Raw genomic sequence first — 20,803 nt, 5'->3', positions numbered from 1 at the left:
CTGGCCTGGAAATCGGAGCTGATGGTGACTAGCACGGACAAACGAGTCGTCGAAGCCCTGCGGGCCGCGCTGAAGGACGCTGAGCGGCTGCGCAAGCAGAACCAAGAACTGGCGGCCTCCGCCCGGGAACCGATCGCCATTGTCGGCATGAGCTGCCGCTACCCCGGCGGCGTCGGTTCGCCCGAGCAGCTCTGGCAGCTGGTGACCTCGGGCGGTGACGCGATCACCCCGTTCCCCACCGACCGCGGCTGGGACCTGAGCGCCCTCTTCGACGTCGACCCCGACAACCCGGGCACCAGCTACGCCCGCGAAGGCGGCTTCGTCGACGGGGCCGACCAGTTCGACACCGGACTGTTCGGCATCTCGCCCCGCGAGGCGCTGGCCATGGACCCGCAGCAGCGCCTGCTGCTGGAGAGCTCCTGGGAGCTGTTCGAGCGGGCCGGCATCGCCCCCTCCGCGCTGCGCGGCAGCCGGACCGGCGTGTTCGTCGGCGCCTCCTCGCAGCCGTACGGCGCCGACGTCGACGACCTGCCCGAAGGCGTCGAGGGTCACCTGCTCACCGGCAGCGTGACCAGCGTGGCCTCCGGCCGCATCTCCTACGTGTTCGGCCTCGAAGGCCCGGCCGTGACCGTGGACACCGCCTGCTCGTCGTCACTGGTCGCCCTGCACCTGGCCATCCAGTCGCTGCGCAAGGGCGAGTGCACGATGGCGCTCGCCGGCGGTGTGACCGTCATGGCGAGCCCGGCCGCGTTCGTCGAGTTCAGCAAGCAGCGCGGCCTGTCGCCCGACGGCCGCTGCAAGCCCTTCGCCGAAGGCGCCGACGGCACCGGCTGGTCGGAAGGCATCGGCCTGCTCCTCGTGGAGCGTCTCTCCGACGCCCGCCGCAACGGTCACCAGGTGCTGGCGGTCGTGCGCGGCAGCGCCGTCAACCAGGACGGCGCCTCCAACGGCCTCACCGCCCCCAACGGCCCCGCCCAGCAGCGCGTCATCCGCCAGGCCCTCGCCGAGGCCGGCCTGACCGGCGCCGACGTCGACGCCGTGGAGGCGCACGGCACGGGCACGACCCTGGGCGACCCCATCGAGGCGCAGGCCCTGCTGGCCACCTACGGCCAGGAGCACGAGACCGGCCGCCCGCTGTGGCTCGGATCGGTGAAGTCGAACATCGGCCACACCCAGGCCGCCTCCGGCGTCGCCGGCGTCATCAAGATGGTCGAGGCCATCCGGCACGGCGTGCTGCCGCAGAGCCTGCACATCGACGCCCCGTCGTCCCACGTGGACTGGTCGGCGGGCGCGGTCGAGCTGCTGACCGAGAACGTCACCTGGCCCGAGGCCGACCGGCCGCGCCGCGCCGCCGTGTCCTCGTTCGGCGTGAGCGGCACCAACGCGCACACCATCATCGAGCAGGCCCCCGACCTCGAAGCCGAGACCGCGGCCGACCGCGCCGAGGCGCCGCTCGTCCCGATCGCCCTGTCCGGCCGCAGCGCCGACGCCCTGCACGGACAGGCACGCCGCCTGCACGCGCACCTCCTCGCCAACCCCGACACCCACCTCGCCGACCTCGCCCACTCGCTCCTGACGACTCGCTCCGCGCTCGAGCACCGGGCCGTCGTCGTGGCCGACGGCGCCGACGGGCTGCTCGCCGACCTCGGCGCGCTCGCCGACGGCCGCCCGGCGGCCCGCGTGGTCACCGGCCACATCCGCAAGGACGCGCTGACGGCGGTGTTGTTCTCGGGTCAGGGTTCGCAGCGTGCGGGCATGGGACGGGAGCTGTATGAGGCGTTCCCGGTGTTCGCCGAGGCGTTGGACGCGGTGTGTGCCGAGTTCGACGGGGTGCTGGAGCGGCCTCTGCGTGAGGTGATGTTCGAGCAGGGTGAGCTGCTGGATCAGACCGGTTTCACTCAGCCTGGGCTGTTCGCGCTTGAGGTGGCGCTGTATCGGCTCGTCGAGTCGTGGGGCGTTCTGCCTGACTTCGTGACCGGTCACTCGATCGGTGAGCTTGCCGCTGCCCATGTGGCGGGTGTGCTGTCGCTGGCCGACGCTGTGGCGCTGGTCGCTGCTCGTGGGCGTCTGATGCAGGCGCTGCCTGCCGGTGGCGCGATGCTGGCCGTTGCGGCTGATGAGGCGACTGTGGCTGCGCACCTTGAGGGCCGTGAGGCCCAGGTGTCGATCGCCGCCGTGAACGGGCCGTCGTCCGTCGTCATCGCCGGTGACGAGGACGTGGTGACGGAGCTGGGTGAGGTCTTCGCTCAGGCCGGTCACAAGACGCGTCGTCTCCGGGTGAGCCATGCGTTCCACTCGCCGCACATGGACGCGATGCTGGAGGACTTCCGTCTGGTGGCGGAGGGGCTCACCTACGAGCGGCCGTCGATCCCGGTCGTGTCGAACCTGACCGGTCAGGTCGAGGACGTCGCCTCTGCCGATTACTGGGTGCGTCACGTTCGCGGCGCCGTCCGCTTCGGCGAGGGTGTCCGCTGGCTGGAGGACCAGGGCGTCTCCGTCTTCCTGGAGCTGGGCCCCGACGGTGTGCTCTCGGGCATGGCCCAGGAGTCCGTCACCCGCCGCCCCGAGCTGATCGCCGGGCTGCGCAAGGACCGCCCCGAGCCCGAGGCGCTCGTCGCCGCGCTCGGTCGCCTCCACGTCGCCGGCATCCCCCTGAACTGGGAGCCCTTCCTCACCGGCGCCCGGCGCGTCGACCTGCCGACCTACGCCTTCCAGCGCGAGCGCTTCTGGCTGGAGGCTTCGGAGCGGCCCGCCACGTCGGCAGGCGGCGCGATGGACCCGGTGGACGCGCGGTTCTGGGAGGCCGTCGAAGGCCAGGACGTGGACGCTGTGGCCTCCACGCTGCGCCTGGCCGGCGACGAGCCGCTGAGCGAGGTGCTCCCCGCCCTCTCGACCTGGCGCAAGCAGCAGCGCGAGCAGGCGACGCTCGCCAACTTGCGTTACACCGCCGGATGGACCACCGTCACCGAGCCGACCGCCGTGCTGTCGGGCTCGTGGCTGATCGTGGCCGAGGGCGAGCTGGGCCAGCGGATCGGTACGGCACTCAGCGGACGCGCCACCGACGTGCAGGTGTGGACCCCCGCCCAGTGGGACCGGCAGACCGTCGCCTCCGGCGTGGCCGCCTTCGGCGAGCTTGACGGCGTGGTGTGCGTCGCCGGGATGGCGGGCTCGCTGGCGGTCACGCAGGGTCTCGGCGATGCGGGTGTGGAAGCGCCGCTGTGGCTGGTGACGTCGGGTGCGGTGTCCACGGGCGCGGGTGACGTGCTGCGGGACGCGGCCGCGGCTGCCGTGTGGGGCTACGGCCGGGTCGTGGGGCTGGAGCATCCTGAGCGGTGGGGTGGTCTGGTCGACGTTCCCGAGGAGTTGGACGAGCGTGCTGTGGCTCGGCTGGCGGGTGTGCTGGCCGGGTCCGGTGAGGACCAGGTAGCGGTTCGTGCGGCCGGGGTGTTCGGTCGTCGTCTGATGCGTGCTGCGCTCGCCGATACACCGGTGGCGGGGGAGGCGTGGAGCCCGTCGGGCCGCACGGTCCTGATCACCGGCGGCACCGGTGCCCTCGGTGGGCACGTCGCCCGCTGGATGGCGCGTCACGGCGCCGAGCACCTCGTGCTCACCAGCCGTCGGGGCCCGGACGCACCGGGGGCCGCCGAGCTTGAGGCGGAGCTTGCCGAGCTGGGCACACGCGTCACGATCGCCGCGTGCGACGTCGCCGATCGCGATGCCGTGGCCGCTCTGCTGGCGGAGCACCCGGTGACCGCCGTCATCCACACGGCCGGCATCGTCGACGACGGTGTGGTGGCTGGTTTGACCGTTGAGCGCGTCGAGTCGGTGATGCGGGCGAAGACGGATGCGGCGTGGGTGTTGCACGAGGCGACGCGGGAGCTTGATCTTTCGGCGTTCGTGTTGTTCTCGTCGTTCGCGGGGACGGTGGGTAGTCCGGGTCAGGCGAACTACGCGGCTGCGAACGCCGGTCTGGACGCGTTGGCCGTCGTCCGGCGGCAGGAGGGCCTGCCGGCCACCTCCATCGCCTGGGGCCCCTGGTCCGGCGGGGGTATGGCCGCCGCCGGGGACATCGAGGAACGCGCCCGTCGCGGTGGCATGCCCGTGCTGCCCGTGGACCTGGCGCTCAGCGCCCTCCAGCAGGCCGTCGGCCACGCCGACACCACCATCGCCCTGGTCGACATCGACTGGGAGCGCTACGTCCCCGGCCTCACCTCGGCCCGTCCCAGCCCGCTGATCACCGGAGTGCCCGAGGCCCGACAGGTCCTCGAAGCGGCCGCACAGCAGGAACAGCCTGCCGCGGAGTCGGCGATCGCCGTGCGTCTGGCCGGGAGGTCGCGTGCGGAGCAGCTCGACGTGCTGCTGGAGCTGGTGCGCGGGCACGCGGCGGCGGTGCTGGGTTACGCCGATCCGGGTGCGCTGGACGTCGAGCGGGCCTTCCGTGAGCTTGGCTTCGACTCGCTGACCGCCCTCGAGTTCCGCAACCAGCTCGTCACCGAGACCGGTCTCGCCCTGCCGGCGACCGTGGTCTTCGACTACCCCAGCTGCCTCGTGCTCGCCGAGCACCTGACGGAAGAGCTCGCCGGCGACGCGGCTGCTTCGACGGTCGTGGCCGCGGGTGTCTCCGACGAGCCGATCGCCATCGTCGGCATGGCCTGCCGCTTCCCCGGCGGCGTCACCTCCCCCGAGGCGCTCTGGAACCTCGTCGCCTCCGGCGTGGACGCCCTGTCCGACTTCCCCGACGACCGCTCGTGGGACGACGAGGGCCTCTACGACCCCGACCGCGAGCGCTCCGGCAGCTCCTACGTCCGCCAGGGCGGCTTCCTCTACGACGCCGCCGACTTCGACCCCGGCCTCTTCGGCATCAGCCCGCGCGAGGCGCTGGCGATGGACCCGCAGCAGCGCCTGCTGCTGGAAACGGCCTGGGAGGTCTTCGAACGCGCCGGCATCCCGCCGCTGTCCGTGCGCGGCAGCGACACCGGCATCTTCGCCGGCACCAACGGCCAGGACTACGCCGCCGGGCTGCAGCACACCACCGAAGACGTCGAGGGCTACCTGGGCACTGGTAACGCGGCCAGTGTCGTGTCGGGTCGTATTGCGTACGCGTTCGGTCTTGAGGGTCCGGCGCTGACGGTGGACACGGCGTGCTCGTCGTCGTTGGTCGCCCTGCATCTGGCCATCCAGTCGCTGCGCAACGGTGAGTGCTCGATGGCGTTGGCCGGTGGTGTGACGGTGATGTCGACGCCGGGTACGTTCGTGGAGTTCAGTCGTCAGCGTGGGTTGTCCGCTGATGGGCGGTGCAAGGCGTTCGCGGAGGCTGCGGACGGTACTGGTTGGGGTGAGGGTGTCGGGCTGCTGTTGGTGGAGCGGCTGTCGGATGCGCGTCGTAATGGTCACCAGGTGTTGGCGGTGGTCAGTGGTTCGGCGATCAACCAGGATGGTGCGTCGAATGGTCTGACGGCGCCGAACGGTCCGTCGCAGCAGCGGGTGATCCGGCAGGCGCTGGCCAACGCGCGTCTGACGACGTCTGATGTGGATGCGGTGGAGGCGCACGGTACGGGCACGACGTTGGGTGACCCGATCGAGGCGCAGGCGCTGCTGGCGACCTATGGTCAGGACCGGCCTGAGGGTCGGCCGCTGTGGCTGGGTTCGGTGAAGTCCAACATCGGGCACACCCAGGCCGCCGCCGGCGTCGCCGGTGTCATCAAGATGGTCATGGCGATGCAGAACGCCGTGCTCCCGCAGAGCCTCCACATCGACGCGCCCTCCTCGCACGTGGACTGGTCGGCCGGCTCGGTGGAGCTGCTGACGGAGAACACCGCGTGGCCCGAGGTGGACCGTCCCTGGCGTGCGGGCGTGTCGTCGTTCGGCATGAGCGGCACCAACGCCCATGTCATCATCGAGCAGGCCCCGGAGCCCGAGCCGGTCGCCGCCATCGAGCCCGCCCCGGCCGCGACTGTCGTGCCGTGGGTCATGTCGGGCAAGACCGAGCAGGCCCTGCGCGCCCAGGCCGAGCGGCTCCACACCCACCTCGACCGCACACCGGGCCTGCGCCCGGTCGACGTCGCCTTCTCCCTGGCGGCGAGCCGGTCCCCGCTCACCCACCGCGCGGTGGTCGTGGGCACCGGCCTCGACGGCGTGACCGCGCTGGCCGACGGCACCACCGCCACCGGTGTCGTCGAAGGCGTCGCGGACGTGCGCGGCAAGGTCGCGTTCGTGTTCCCCGGTCAGGGATCCCAGTGGGTCGGCATGGCCACCGAACTCATCGAGACTTCACCGGTGTTCGCTGAGCGGATGCGCGAGTGCGCGACGGCGTTGTCGTCCTACGTCGACTGGTCGCTGTTCGACGTCCTCGATGACGCCGAGGCGCTTGAGCGCGTCGATGTCGTTCAGCCGGTGCTTTTCGCGGTGATGGTGTCGCTGGCGGAGCTGTGGCGTTCGCACGGCGTCAACCCGGCTGCCGTGGTGGGTCACTCGCAGGGTGAGATCGCTGCCGCGTGTGTCGCGGGTGCGCTCTCGCTGGAGGACGCCGCCAAGGTCGTGGCCCTCCGGTCGAAGGCGATCCTGGCGCTGTCGGGTCTGGGCGGCATGGTGTCCGTGGCGTTGCCGGTGGAGCAGGTCCGTGAGCGGCTGACCGACGGTCTGTCGATCGCCGCGGTCAACGGCCCCAAGTCCGTGGTCGTTTCCGGCGATGTGGCGGAGCTGGATGCTCTGCTGGCCGCCTGTGAGGCGGACGAGGTCCGCGCCCGCCGGATTCCGGTGGACTACGCCTCCCACTCCGCGCACGTCGAGGCCATCCGCGAGGAGCTGTTCACCAGCCTCGCCGGCATCGCGCCGCGCACGGCCGAGGTGCCGTTCTTCTCGACCGTCACCGCCGACTGGTTCGACACCACCGGTCTCGACGCCGAGTACTGGTACACGAACCTCCGCCAGACCGTCCGCTTCGAGGAAGCCACCCGGGCGCTCGTCGAGCAGGGCTACCGCTTCTTCGTCGAGGCCAGCGCCCACCCCGTCCTCACCGTCGGCGTCCAGGAGACGCTCGACACCACCCAGGCCGCCGTGGCATTGGGCACCCTGCGCCGCGACGAGGGCGGCCTCGACCGCTTCGTCACCTCGCTGGCCGAGGGCTGGGTCCGCGGTCTGCCCGTCGACTGGCAGCCGCTGCTCGCCGGCGGCCGTCACGTCGACCTGCCGACGTACGCCTTCCAACGCGAACGGTTCTGGCCGCAGGCCCCCGTCGGATTCGTCGGCGACGTCACGTCCGTCGGCCAGTCCCCGGCGGACCACCCGCTGCTCGGCGCCGCCGTCGAGCTGGTCGACTCCGACGGCTTCCTGCTCACCGGCAGGCTCTCCGTCCAGACCCACCCGTGGCTGGCCGACCACGTCGTGTCCGGCGCGGTCTTCCTGCCCGGTACCGCGTTCGTCGAGCTGGCCGTCCACGCGGGCGACCGGGTGGGCTGTGACACCGTCGAGGAACTGACGCTGGAAGCCCCGCTGGTGCTGCCCCGGACCGGGGGCGTGCACGTCCAGCTCGTCGTCGGAGCCCCCGACGAGTCGGGCCGCCGCTCGCTGACCGTCCACTCGCGGGAGGACGGCACGGCCCCCGACGAGCCGTGGACCCGGAACGCGACCGGCTGGCTGACCGCCACCCGTCCCACCGCCGGCTTCGACCTTTCGGCGTGGCCGCCGGCGGGTGCCGAGGCGGTCGAGCTGGAGGAGCTGTACCCGGGGCTGGCCGCGGTCGGTCTCGCCTACGGGCCCGTGTTCCAGGGCCTGCACGCGGCGTGGCTGCGCGACGACGAGGTGTTCGCCGAGGTCGCCCTGCCCGAGCAGCAGTCGGCCGCCGCGTCCGCGTTCGGCCTGCACCCGGCGCTGCTGGACGCCGCGCTGCACGCCATCGGCCTGGGCTCCTTCGTCGAGGAGACCGGCCAGGCCGGCCTGCCCTTCGAGTGGAGCGGCGTGTCCCTCCACGCCACCGGTGCGTCCGTGGTGCGGGTGCGTCTGACGTCGGCGGGTGTGAACGCGGTCGGCCTGGAGGTCGCCGACGAGACCGGCGCTCCCGTCGCCTCCGTCGAGTCCCTCGTGCTGCGCCAGGTGTCCGGCGACCTGCCCGCCGGCGGGCGCGCCGCTCACCACGACTCCCTCTTCCGCCTCGACTGGGCCGAACTGCCCGCCCCTGCCGGCCCGTCCGCCGCGCCGTCCGCCGGCTGGGCGCTGCTCGGCAACGCCGGCCCGGAGTGGGCCGGGCTGGGCGTCACCGCCCACGCGGACCTCGAGTCCGCGGCCGCGGCGGGGGCGGACACGCTGCTGTTCCCCTGCCTGGGCGAGAGCGGCGACGTGACGACCGCCGCCCGGACGGCGACGTACCGCGCGCTGGACGTGCTGCAGGCATGGCTGGAGGACGAGCGCTTCGCCGACGGCCGTCTGGTCGTGCTGACCCGGGGTGCCGTGGCGACCCGCCCGGGCGAGGACGTCACCGACCTCGCCGGCTCGGCCGTCTGGGGCCTGGTGCGCTCGGCGCAGTCGGAGAACCCCGACCGGATCGTGCTCGTCGACCTCGACGACCACTCCGCCGAGTCCCTGCGGACCCTGCCCGCCGCCCTCGGCCTGGACGAGCCGCAGCTCGCCCTGCGCGCCGGCACCGCCCACGCCCCGCGCCTGGCGCGTGCCGGCGCCGGCGGCGGCCTGGTGCCGCCCGTGGGCGCGGACGCCTGGGTCGTAGACTCGCGCGGCCGCGGCACGCTGGACAACCTCGAGCTCGTGGCGCGGCCGGAGGCGCTGGTGCCGCTGGCCGACGGCGAGGTGCGCATCGGTGTGCGCGCGGCGGGTGTCAACTTCCGCGACGTGCTGATCGCCCTGGGCATGTACCCGGGCGACGCCGTCATGGGCAGTGAGAGCGCCGGTGTCGTCACCGAGGTCGGACCCGGCGTGACCGAACTCGCCGTGGGCGACCACGTGTTCGGCATGGTGGGCCACAGCTTCGGTCCGGTCACCGTCGCCGACGCCCGCCTGGTGGCCCGCATCCCGGACCACTGGTCGTTCGAGCAGGCCGCGTCGACGCCGATCGTGTTCCTGACGGCGCTGTTCGGTCTGCGGGACCTGGCGGGTCTGGGCGCGGGGCAGCGGGTGCTGGTGCACGCCGGTGCCGGTGGTGTGGGCATGGCTGCCATTCAGCTGGCCCGTCACCTGGGCGCTGAGGTGTTCGCGACGGCGAGCGAGGGCAAGTGGGACGTGCTGCGTACCCTCGGCCTCGACGACGACCACATCGCCTCCTCCCGGACCCTGGAGTTCGAGGAGAAGTTCCTCGCCGTCACCGACGGCCAGGGTGTGGACGTGGTCCTGAACTCTCTCGCTGGTGAGTTCGTCGACGCCTCGCTGCGGCTCCTGCCCCACGGGGGCCGGTTCGTCGAGATGGGCAAGACCGACATCCGGGACGCGGCGCAGGTCGCCGACGCCCACCCCGGCGTGGTCTACGAGCCGTTCGACCTCGGCGTGGTCGACACCGAGCACACGCAGCGGCTGCTGGCAGAGCTGCTCGGCCTGTTCGAGCAGGGTGCGCTGGAGCCGTTGCCGGTGAAGGCGTGGGACGTGCGGCGGGCGCGTGAGGCGTTCCGCTTCGTCAGCCAGGCCAAGCACGTGGGCAAGGTGGTGCTGACGGTTCCGCGCGAACTGGACGCCGAGGGCACCGTCCTCATCACCGGCGCTACGGGAACGCTGGGCGGGCTGGTCGCCCGTCACCTGGTGGCCGAGCGCGGTGTGCGCAACCTGTTGCTGGTGTCGCGTCGTGGTGCGGACGCCGAGGGTGCGGCGGAGCTGGAGGCCGAGCTTGCCGAGCTGGGCGCGCAGGTGCGGTTTGCCGCGTGCGACGTGGCCGACCGTGAGGCGCTGGCGGGCGTGCTCGGCTCGCTGGAGCGGCCGTTGACGGGTGTGGTGCACACCGCGGGCGTCCTCGACGACGGCGTGATCTCCTCGTTGACCCCCGAGCGGATCGACGGGGTCTTCCGGCCCAAGGTCGACGCGGCGACGAACCTGCACGAGCTGACGCGGGACCTCGACCTGGCGATGTTCGTGGTGTTCTCGTCGGCCGCCGCCACGTTCGGCGGTCCGGGCCAGGGCAACTACGCGGCCGCCAACGCGTTCCTCGACGCCCTCGCCCAGCACCGCCGCGCCCAGGGCCTGCCCGGCCAGTCGCTGGCGTGGGGCCTGTGGGCCCAGCGCAGCGCCATGACCGGCGACCTGGACGACACCGACCTCGCCCGTATGGGCCGGGTGGGTGCGGGCGCCCTGTCGGCCGAGCACGGCATCGCGCTGTTCGAGACCTCGTCCACGATGGACGAGGCGCTGCTGGTGCCGATCCCGCTGGACGGCGCGGCGCTGCGCGGCGGCGGGGACGTCCCGCCGCTGCTGCGGGGCCTCGTCCGCACGACCGTGCGACGCACGGCGGCGTCCCGCGGCACGGCGGAGGTCTCCGGCCTCGCCGCCCGGCTGACCGGGCTCGCCGAGCCCGAGCAGCGCGAGGTGCTGCTCGACGTGATCCGCGGGCACGTGGCCGCGGTGCTCGGACACGCTTCGCCCGACATGGTCGACCCGGCCCGGCAGTTCCGTGAGCTGGGCTTCGACTCCCTCACCGCCGTCGAGCTGCGCAACCGCCTGTCCTCGGCCACCGGCCTGCGACTGACGGCGACGCTCGTCTTCGACCACCCCACCCCCTGGGTGCTCGTGGACCACCTGCGGTCCGAGCTCCTCGGCGACGCCGCCGAGATCGCCGCGCCCGTGGCGGCACCGGCGGCCGCGACCGACGACGACCCGGTGGTCATCGTCGGCATGGCCTGCCGCTACCCGGGCGGCGTGTCCTCCCCGGACGACCTGTGGCGGCTCGTGAGCACCGCCGGTGACGCGATATCCGCGTTCCCGCAGGACCGCGGCTGGGACATGGAGGGCCTCTACGACCCGGAGCTCGACCGCGCGGGCACCACGAACACGCAGGAAGGCGGCTTCCTCGAAGGCGTCGCCGACTTCGACCCGGCGTTCTTCGGCATCTCGCCGCGTGAGGCGCTGGCGATGGACCCGCAGCAGCGGCTGCTGCTGGAGACGGCCTGGGAGGTCTTCGAACGGGCCGGCATCGACCCCGCCTCCGTGCGCGGCAGCCTGACCGGCGTCTTCGCGGGCGCCTCGGCCTCCGGCTACGGAACCGGGGCGGCCGAGATCCCCGACGACATCGAGGGCTACCTCATGACCGGCACCACCACCAGCGTGGTGTCCGGCCGCATCGCCTACACCTTCGGCCTCGAAGGCCCGGCGGTCACGGTCGACACGGCCTGCTCGTCCTCGCTCGTCGCCCTGCACCTCGCGGCGCAGGCGATCGTCAACGGCGAGTGCACGATGGCCCTGGCGGGCGGCGTCACGGTCATGGGCACCACCGGAGTGATCACGGAGATCAGCAAGCAGGGCGGCGCCGCCGGCGACGGCCGCTGCAAGGCGTTCTCCGCCGCCGCCGACGGCATGGGCTCCGCCGAGGGCGCGGGCCTGATCCTTCTGGAGCGCCTGTCCGACGCCCGCCGCAACGGGCACGAGGTGCTCGCCGTCGTCAAGGGCTCGGCGATCAACCAGGACGGCGCCTCCAACGGCCTCACCGCCCCCAGCGGCCCCTCGCAGCAGCGGGTCATCCGGCAGGCGCTGGCGAACGCCCGCCTGTCCGGCGCCGAGGTGGACGTCGTGGAGGCCCACGGCACGGGCACCGCCCTGGGCGACCCGATCGAGGCCCAGGCCCTGCTCGCCACGTACGGGCAGGAGCGCGACGCCGACCAGCCGCTGTGGCTCGGCTCGGTGAAGTCCAACATCGGCCACACGCAGGCCGCGGCCGGTGTGGCGGGCATCATCAAGATGGTCCTGGCCCTGCGGGCGGGTGTCCTGCCGCAGAGCCTGCACATCGACGAGCCCACGCCCCACGTGGACTGGGCCTCGGGCGCCGTCGAACTCCTCACCGAGGCACGCGACTGGCCCGAGACGGGCCGGCCCCGTCGGGCGGCGGTGTCGTCCTTCGGCATCAGCGGCACCAACGCCCACGTGATCATGGAGCAGGCGCCGGCGGCCCCGCAGACCGCGCCCGTCGAGCAGGCGCCGACGACGGGTGTCGTCCCTTGGGTCCTGTCCGGCAAGTCCACCGCCGCGGTACGGGCCCAGGCGGCCCGCCTCGCGGAGCACGTGCGGACGCGGGGGGAGCTGTCGCCGCTGGACGTCGGCTTCTCGACGCTGACGACGCGCGCGGCGCTGGAGCACCGCGCCGTGGCCGTGGGACCGGACCACATGGCGGGTGTCGCCGCCCTGGCCGCCGGCGAGGCACTGCCGGGTGTGGTCGAGGGCGTCGCGGACGTGCGCGGCAAGGTGGCGTTCGTGTTCCCGGGTCAGGGTTCGCAGTGGGTCGGTATGGCTCGCGAGTTGATCGAGACGTCGCCGGTGTTCGCGGAGCGGATGCGGGAGTGCGCGACGGCACTGTCGGCCTACGTGGACTGGTCGCTGTTCGATGTGCTGGATGACGCTGAGGCGCTTGAGCGCGTTGATGTGGTGCAGCCGGTGTTGTTCGCGGTGATGGTGTCGCTGGCGGAGCTGTGGCGCTCCTACGGTGTGAAGCCGGCCGCTGTGGTGGGTCATTCGCAGGGTGAGATCGCTGCCGCGTGTGTGGCGGGTGCGCTCTCGCTCGATGACGCCGCCAAGGTCGTGGCTCTCCGCTCGAAGGCGATCCTCGCCCTGTCGGGTCTGGGTGGCATGGTGTCGGTGGGGCTGCCGGTGGAGCAGGTGCGGGAGCGCCTGACCGGTGGTCTGTCGATTGCCGCGGTCAACGGGCCGCGCTCGGTGGTCGTCTCGGGTGATGTGGCGGAGCTGGATGCTTTGCTCGCTGCCTGTGAGGCGGATGAGGTGCGGGCGCGCCGGATTCCGGTGGACTATGCGTCGCACTCGGCGCACGTCGAGGCGATCCGTGACGAGCTGCTGACGGTGTTGGTGGGCCTTGCCCCGCGTGCGGCTGAGGTGCCGTTCTTCTCGACGGTCACGGCTGACTGGTTCGACACCATTGGTCTCGACGCCGAGTACTGGTACACGAACCTGCGGGAGACGGTGCGGTTCGAGGAGGCCACGAAGGCCCTCGTCGAGCAGGGCTATCGCTTCTTCATCGAGAGCAGCGCCCACCCCGTGCTCACGTTCGGCGTCCAGGAGACGGTCGACGCCGCCGGTTCCGACGCCGTGACGCTCGGCTCGCTGCGCCGTGAGGAGGGCGGACTCGTCCGCTTCGCCACCTCGCTGGCTGAGGGCTGGGTCCGCGGCCTGGCCGTGGACTGGAGCCCGATGATCGCCGGCGGTCAGGCGGTCGACCTGCCCACCTACGCCTTCCAGCGTCAGCGGTACTGGCTGGAGACGGCCGCCGCGACGGCCGACGCGTCCGCTCCGGACGTCATCGAGGCCAAGTTCTGGGCGGCGGTGGAGCGCGGTGACGTCACTGCCCTCGCCGAGACCCTCGATGTGGTGGAGCAGGAGTCGCTGAGTGCGGTGTTGCCGTTGCTGTCCTCGTGGCGGCGTCGGCGGGTGGAGCAGTCGCGGGTCGATGAGTGGCGTTACACGGTGTCGTGGAAGCCGCTGTCGGTCGACTCCACCGTCCTGTCGGGTCGTTGGCTGGTCGTTTCGGCTGGTGGCGACGTGGTGTCGGAGGTGCTGGAGCGGGCGGGTACCGAGGTGGTGCGCCTGGCGGTGGATGCCGCCGAGGTGTCGCGTCCGGTGCTGGCCGAGCGTCTGGCGGGCGTCGAGGTCGACGGGGTGGTCTCCCTCCTCGGCCTCGACGACACCGCGCTCTCGGACCTCCCGGTGGTCTCGCGGGGTCTGTCCGCCACGGTGGCTCTGGTGCAGGCGCTGGGTGATGCGGGTGTTGCCGCGCCGCTGTGGCTGCTGACCCGCGGTGCGGTGTCCGTCGGTCGGTCCGACCGGCTCACGAGCACGGTTCAGGCGCAGGTGTGGGGACTTGGCCGGGTGGTCGGTCTGGAGCACTCGGAGCGTTGGGGTGGTCTGGTCGACCTTCCCGAGGGCTTGGACGAGCGGGCTGCGGGGCGGTTGGTGGCTCTGCTGGCCGGTGGTGCCGGTGACGAGGACCAGATCGCGCTGCGTTCGTCCGGTGTGTTCGGTCGCCGGTTGGTGCGTTCTCCGCTGGGGGATGCGGCGCCGGTGCGTGCGTGGTCTCCGCGGGGCACGGTGCTGATCACTGGTGGTACGGGTGCTCTGGGTGGGCATGTGGCGCGTTGGGCGGCCGGTAAGGGTGCCGAGCACCTCGTGCTGACCAGCCGTCGTGGTCTGGAGGCTCCGGGTGCGGCCGAGCTGGTGGCGGAGCTCACCGAGCTCGGTGCCCGCGTGACCGTCGCCGCGTGTGATGTGGCCGACCGGGAGGCGGTGGCGGAGCTGCTGGCCGAGCACACGGTCAACGCCGTCGTCCACGCCGCCGGGGTGGGCCAGTTCGCCGACCTGAGCGATCTCGACACGCGCGCCCTGGCGGACGTCCTGGCGGTCAAGGTGGCCGGTGCCCGGCACCTGGACGAGCTGCTGGACGACACCGAGCTGGACGCGTTCGTGCTGTTCTCGTCCAACGCCGGTGTGTGGGGCGGTGGCCGGCAGGGCGCCTACGCCGCCGCCAACGCCTACCTCGACGCGCTCGCCGAGGACCGGCGGGCCCGCGGCCGCACGGCGACCTCCGTCGCCTGGGGCGCCTGGGCCGGTGGCGGAATGCTCACCGCCGGCACGTCCGAGGAGGGCCTGCGCCGTCGCGGCGTGCTGCCGATGGCCCCGGAGCTGGCGGTGTCGGCCCTGGTGCAGGCCGTCGAGCACGACGAGACGTTCGTGGCCGTGGCGGACGTGGACTGGGCCCGGTTCGTGCCCGGCTTCACCTCCGCCCGCCCGCGCCCCCTCATCTCCGACATCCCCGAAGCCCGCGCCGCTCTGGACAGCACTGCCCCGGCGACCGGGGACGACGAGCCCGCGGACGACTCCCTGACACAGCGCCTCGCCGGCCTCTCCGCGGCCGAGCGGCTGCGCGTCGTCCTGGACCTCGTGCGCGGCGCTGCGGCGTCCGTCCTGGGCTACGCGTCGGCGGAGGACGTGGAGCGCAACCGCGCGTTCCGCGAGATGGGCTTCGACTCGCTGACCGCCGTGGAGGTGCGCAACCGTCTCGCGACGGCGACGGGTCTGAAGCTGCCGGCGACGGTGGTCTTCGACTATCCGAGCCCGGCGGTCCTCGCCGACTTCCTCCTCGGCCAGGTCGCCGGCACCGGCGTCACCGCCGCCACGTCCGCCACCCCGGCGGTCGTCGCGGTCGACGACGAACCCATCGCGATCGTCGGCATGGCCTGCCGCTTCCCCGGCGACGTCCGGTCCCCGCAGCAGCTGTGGGACCTCGTGGCCACGGGCACCGACGCGATGTCGCCGTTCCCGGCGGACCGCGGCTGGGACGTCGAGGGCCTGTTCGGCTCCGACTTCGCCCACCTCGGCGGGTTCGTCTACGACGCGGGCGAGTTCGACCCCGTGTTCTTCGGCATCAGCCCGCGTGAGGCGCTGGCGATGGACCCGCAGCAGCGGCTGCTGCTGGAGGCGGCCTGGGAGCTGTTCGAGCGGGCGGGCATCGACCCGACCTCGCTGCGCGGCAGCCAGACCGGCGTCTTCGCCGGCGCGTCGACCTCCGGCTACGGCTCCGGCCTGACCCAGCTGCCCGAGGGCGTCGAGGGTTACGCCCTCACCGGCAGCTCGGCCAGCGTGGTGTCCGGCCGCGTCGCCTACACCCTGGGCCTCGAAGGCCCGGCGGTCACGGTCGACACGGCCTGCTCGTCCTCGCTCGTCGCTCTCCACTGGGCAGCCCAGTCGCTGCGCAATGGTGAGTGCTCGATGGCGGTCGCCGGTGGTGTCGCGGTGATGTCGACGCCGGGTGCGTTCATGGAGTTCAGCCGCCAGGGCGGCCTCGCGGGCGACGGTCGTTGCAAGCCCTTCGCCGACGCCGCCGACGGCACCGGCTGGGGTGAGGGCGTCGGCCTGCTTCTCCTGGAGAAGCTGTCGGACGCCGAGCGCAACGGCCACCAGGTGCTGGCGGTGGTGCGGGGTTCGGCGGTGAACCAGGATGGTGCGTCGAACGGTCTGACGGCTCCGAACGGTCCGTCGCAGCAGCGGGTGATCCGGCAGGCGCTGGCGAACGCCGGGCTGTCGGCGTCCGAGGTGGACGTGGTGGAGGCGCACGGCACGGGTACGACGCTGGGTGACCCGATCGAGGCGCAGGCGCTGCTGGCGACCTACGGTCAGGAGCGTGCCGAGGACCGGCCCCTGCTGTTGGGTTCGGTGAAGTCGAACATCGGTCACACGCAGGCTGCTTCGGGTGCTGCGGGCATCATCAAGATGGTCATGGCGATGCAGAACGGGATGGTTCCGGAGAGCCTGCACGTCGACCGTCCGTCCACCCACGTGGACTGGACCGCCGGTGCGGTGGAGCTGGTCACGGAGAACACCGCCTGGCCCGAGACCGGTCAGCCGCGGCGCGCGGGTGTCTCGTCGTTCGGCGTCAGCGGTACCAACGCCCACATCATCCTGGAGCAGGCACCGGCGGTCGGCACGTCCGAGGCGGTCCGTACGCCCGCACCGGAGGGAGTGGTGCCGTGGCTGCTGTCGGCCAAGTCGGCCAACGCCCTCAAGGCGCAGGCCGAGCGGCTGCTCGCGGAGCTCACCGACGACGCGTCCCCGGTGGACACGGGCTTCTCCCTCGCGACCACCCGGGCCGCGCTGGAGCACCGCGCCGTAGTCGTCGGCAAGCACCGCGACGAACTGCTGCGTGGCCTCACGGCTGTGGCCGAGGGGACGCCCGGCGCCGGTGTGGCGCGCGGCGTGGTGCCCGAGCCGGGCCTGACGGCGGTGCTGTTCTCGGGTCAGGGTTCGCAGCGGGCCGGGATGGGGCGTGAGCTGTATGACGCCTTCCCGGTGTTCGCCGAGGCGTTGGACGCGGTGTGTGCCGAGTTCGACCGGGTGCTGGAGCGGCCTCTGCGTGAGGTGATGTTCGAGCAGGGTGAGGCGCTGGATCAGACTGGTTTCACTCAGCCTGGGCTGTTTGCGCTTGAGGTGGCGCTGTACCGGCTGGTCGAGTCGTGGGGTGTGCGTCCGGACTACGTGACCGGTCACTCGATTGGAGAGTTGGCTGCGGCTCATGTGGCGGGTGTGCTGACCCTGGAGGACGCGGTCACGCTCGTCGCGGCGCGCGGTCGTCTGATGCAGGCACTGCCTGCCGGTGGCGCGATGCTGGCCGTCGGTACGGACGAGGCGACTGTGGCGGCCCAGCTTGAGGGCCGTGAGGCTCAGGTCTCCATCGCGGCGGTCAACGGTCCGTCGTCCGTCGTCATCGCCGGTGACGAGGACGTGGTGACCGAGCTGGGTGAGGTCTTCGCTCAGGCCGGTCACAAGACGCGTCGTCTGCGTGTCAGTCATGCGTTCCACTCGCCGCACATGGACGCGATGCTGGAGAACTTCCGTCTGGTGGCGGAGGGGCTCACCTACGAGCAGCCGTCGATCCCGGTCGTCTCCAACTTGACCGGCCAGGCTGAGGACGTCGCTTCCGCCGACTACTGGGTGCGTCACGTTCGCGGTGCGGTGCGCTTCGGTGAGGGTGTCCGCTGGCTTGAGGACCAGGGCGTCTCCGTGTTCCTCGAACTCGGCCCCGACGGTGTGCTCTCCGGCATGGCCCAGGAGTCCGTCACCGGGGACCCCGCGCTCGTCGCCGCCCTACGCAAGGACCGTTCCGAGCCGGAGGCCCTGGTCACCGCCCTCGGCCGGCTCCACGTCGCCGGTGTCGACCTCGACTGGGGCACCTTCTTCACCGGCGCCCGACGCGTCGACCTGCCCACCTACGCCTTCCAGCACCAGCGCTACTGGCTGGAGTCCGGAGCCCCGACGGGTGACGTCGTGCCCGCCGGTCTCACCGCCGTCGAGCACCCGCTCCTGGGTGCGGCGGTGCCGCTGGCCGACGCTGACGGGTTCCTGCTCACCGGGCGCGTCTCGCTGAGCACGCACCCGTGGCTCGCGGGCCACGCCCTCTCCGGCACGGTGCTGGTTCCCGCCACCGCCTTCGTCGAACTCGCCATCCGCGCGGGTGACGAGGCCGGTTGCGACCAGCTGGAGGAGCTGACCCTCCAGGCGCCGCTCGTCCTCCCGCAGGATGGGGCCCTGCAGGTCCAGCTCGTCGTCGGAGCCGACGACGGCTCCGGGCGGCGACCGCTCACGCTCCACTCGCGTGCCGCGGACGCCGGGCGGGACGAACCGTGGACCCAGCACGCCGCCGGCATCCTCGCCGGTGGCGGTGCGCCGGAAGGCGAGCGCCTGGACGTGTGGCCGCCCGCCGGCGCCGTCGAGGTGTCCGTCGAGGAGCTCTACGCGGGGCTGGCCGACGTCGGCTTCGCCTACGGGTCGGCGTTCCTCGGCCTGCGGTCCGTGTGGCGGGCCGAGGACGGCGTGTACGCCGAAGTCGCCCTGCCCGACGAGCACCGGGACGCGGCGGGCGCCTTCGGGCTCCACCCCGCCCTGCTCGACGCCGCCCTCCACCCCCTCGGCCTCGGTGTCGACGGGGGAGCGGAGGAGACCGGCACCGGGCCCCAGGGCGCGGGCCTGCCCTTCGCCTGGACCGGGGTCCGTCTGCACGCCTCCGGCGCCACCGCCCTGCGGGTGCGTCTGACGCCGGCGGGTGACGACGGCGTGGCCGTGCTCGCCGTCGACGAGACCGGCGCCCCGGTGGCGTCGGTGGAGTCGCTCGTCCTGCGGCCGGTGTCCGACGACCAGCTGGCGGCCACCGACACGATCCGGCGCGACGCCCTGTTCGCCGTGGAGTGGGTGCCCGCCCCGGCCGCTCCGTCCGTCGCCTCCGCGACGTACGCCGTCCTCGGCGCCGACGAGCCCGAACTGGCCGCGGCGCTCACGGCCGGCGGCGGCACCGGCAGCGAAGAGCCGGACCTCGCCGCCCTAGTGAAGAGCGTCGCCGCGGGCGCGCCGGCCCCCGAGCTGGTCTTCGCTCCGGTGGCGTCCGGGCTCGACGCGAACGCCCCCGAGCCCGCGGGCAACGCGGCCGGGGTGCGCACGGTCACCGGCCAGGTGCTCGAACTCGTCCAGGCGTGGCTCGGCGAGGAGCGGTTCGAGTCCTCCCGGCTCGTGCTCGTGACCCGCGGCGCGGTGACCACGGACGAGACGACGGCCGGCGTGGCGGACCTCGCCGGTGCGGCCGTGTGGGGCCTGATCCGCTCCGCACAGTCCGAGAACCCCGGCCGCCTCGTCCTCGTCGACGTGGACGACACCCCGGAGTCCTTCTTCGCCCTGGCCGGCGTCGCCGCCTCCGGCGAGCCCCAGGTCGCGCTCCGCGAGGGCGACGCGCTGGTGCCCAGGCTGACGCGGGCGGCGGCCCCCGAGGCGGCGCCCGTGCCGCTGGACCCGGACGGCACGGTCCTCGTCACCGGCGCCACCGGCACGCTCGGCGGCCTGGTCGCCCGGCACCTCGTGACCGAGCACGGTGCGCGCCACCTGCTGCTGGTCTCCCGCCGCGGCGGTGACGCCGAGGGCGCGGAGGAGCTGGAGGCGGAGCTGACCGGGCTGGGCGCGGAGGTGCGCTTCGCGGCCTGCGACGTCGCCGACCGCGACGCATTCGCCGGACTGCTGGGCTCCCTGGAGCAGCCGCTGGTGGGCGTCGTGCACACCGCCGGCGTCATCGACGACGGCGTGCTGCCGGCGCTGACCCCGGAGCGTCTGGACCGGGTGTTCCGGCCCAAGGTCGACGCCGCCCTGAACCTGCACGAGCTGACCCGGGGCTACGACCTGGCGCTGTTCGTGCTGTTCTCCTCGGCGGCGGCGACGCTGGGCAGCGCGGGGCAGGCCAACTACGCCGCCGCGAACGCCTTCCTCGACGCCCTCGCCCAGCGGCGCAGGGCCGAGGGGCTGCCCGCCACCTCGGTGGCGTGGGGCATGTGGGCCGAGCGCAGCGGCATGACGGGCGACCTCGGTGAGGCCGACATCGCCCGCATGAGCCGCGGCGGGTTCGGCGCGCTGTCCTCCGCGCAGGGCCTGGCCCTGCTCGACGCGGCGGCGGCCACGGACACGGCGGCCCTGGTCGCGGTGCGCCTGGACCTGCCCGCCCTGCGGGCGTCGGCCGGCCCGGACGAGCTGCCCGCGCTGCTGCGCGGTCTGCTGCCCGCCTCCGGCAGGCGCACGGCGGCCGGCGGAACGGCCACGGCCAGCACGGGTGACGACCTCACCCGGCGGCTGTCCCTGCTGTCCGAGGCCGAACAGGAAGCGGAGCTGCTGGACCTGGTCCGCGCCCACGTGGCCGGCGTCCTCGGCTACGGCGGGCCGGAGGAGGTCGAGCCGGGCCGCACCTTCCAGGAGATCGGCTTCGACTCGCTCACCGCGGTCGAGTTCCGCAACCAGCTCACCGCGGCCACCGGGGTTCGCCTCGCCGCCACGGTGATCTTCAACTACCCCACCCCGACGGCGGTCGCGGGGCACCTCCGCAGCCGTCTCGGAACCACCGTCGCGGCCGGTGCGGGCACCTCGGAGCTGGACTCCCTGGAGCGACTCCTGTCCGAGGAGTCGCTCGGCGGACAGGCCCGGACCCGCATCACCGAACGGCTGCAGGCCCTGCTCACCAAGTGGGGCCCCGACGTCGAGCAGGAAGACCAGGTGGCGGACGAACTGGACGCCGCATCGGACGACGAGGTCTTCGACTTCATCAACAAAGAGTTCGGGATCTCCTGACGCGCGCAGGCTC

Annotated in this window: 1 protein-coding gene; it reads left to right on the top strand. The window is 73.0% G+C overall.

Features of this window, described 5'->3' with window-relative positions; all coding sequences use genetic code 11:
• Positions 1-24: 24 nt before the first annotated feature.
• Complete coding sequence (locus CYQ11_RS29120) at positions 25-20,790, top strand: type I polyketide synthase (protein WP_481135917.1); 20,766 nt, start codon at positions 25-27, stop codon at positions 20,788-20,790.
• Positions 20,791-20,803 lie beyond the last annotated feature (13 nt).

This window comes from Streptomyces cinnamoneus (assembly GCF_002939475.1).
Lineage (GTDB): Bacteria > Actinomycetota > Actinomycetes > Streptomycetales > Streptomycetaceae > Streptomyces > Streptomyces cinnamoneus_A.
Note: the sequence above shows the minus strand (reverse complement) of the source record. Positions and strands in the feature narration are given on the sequence as shown.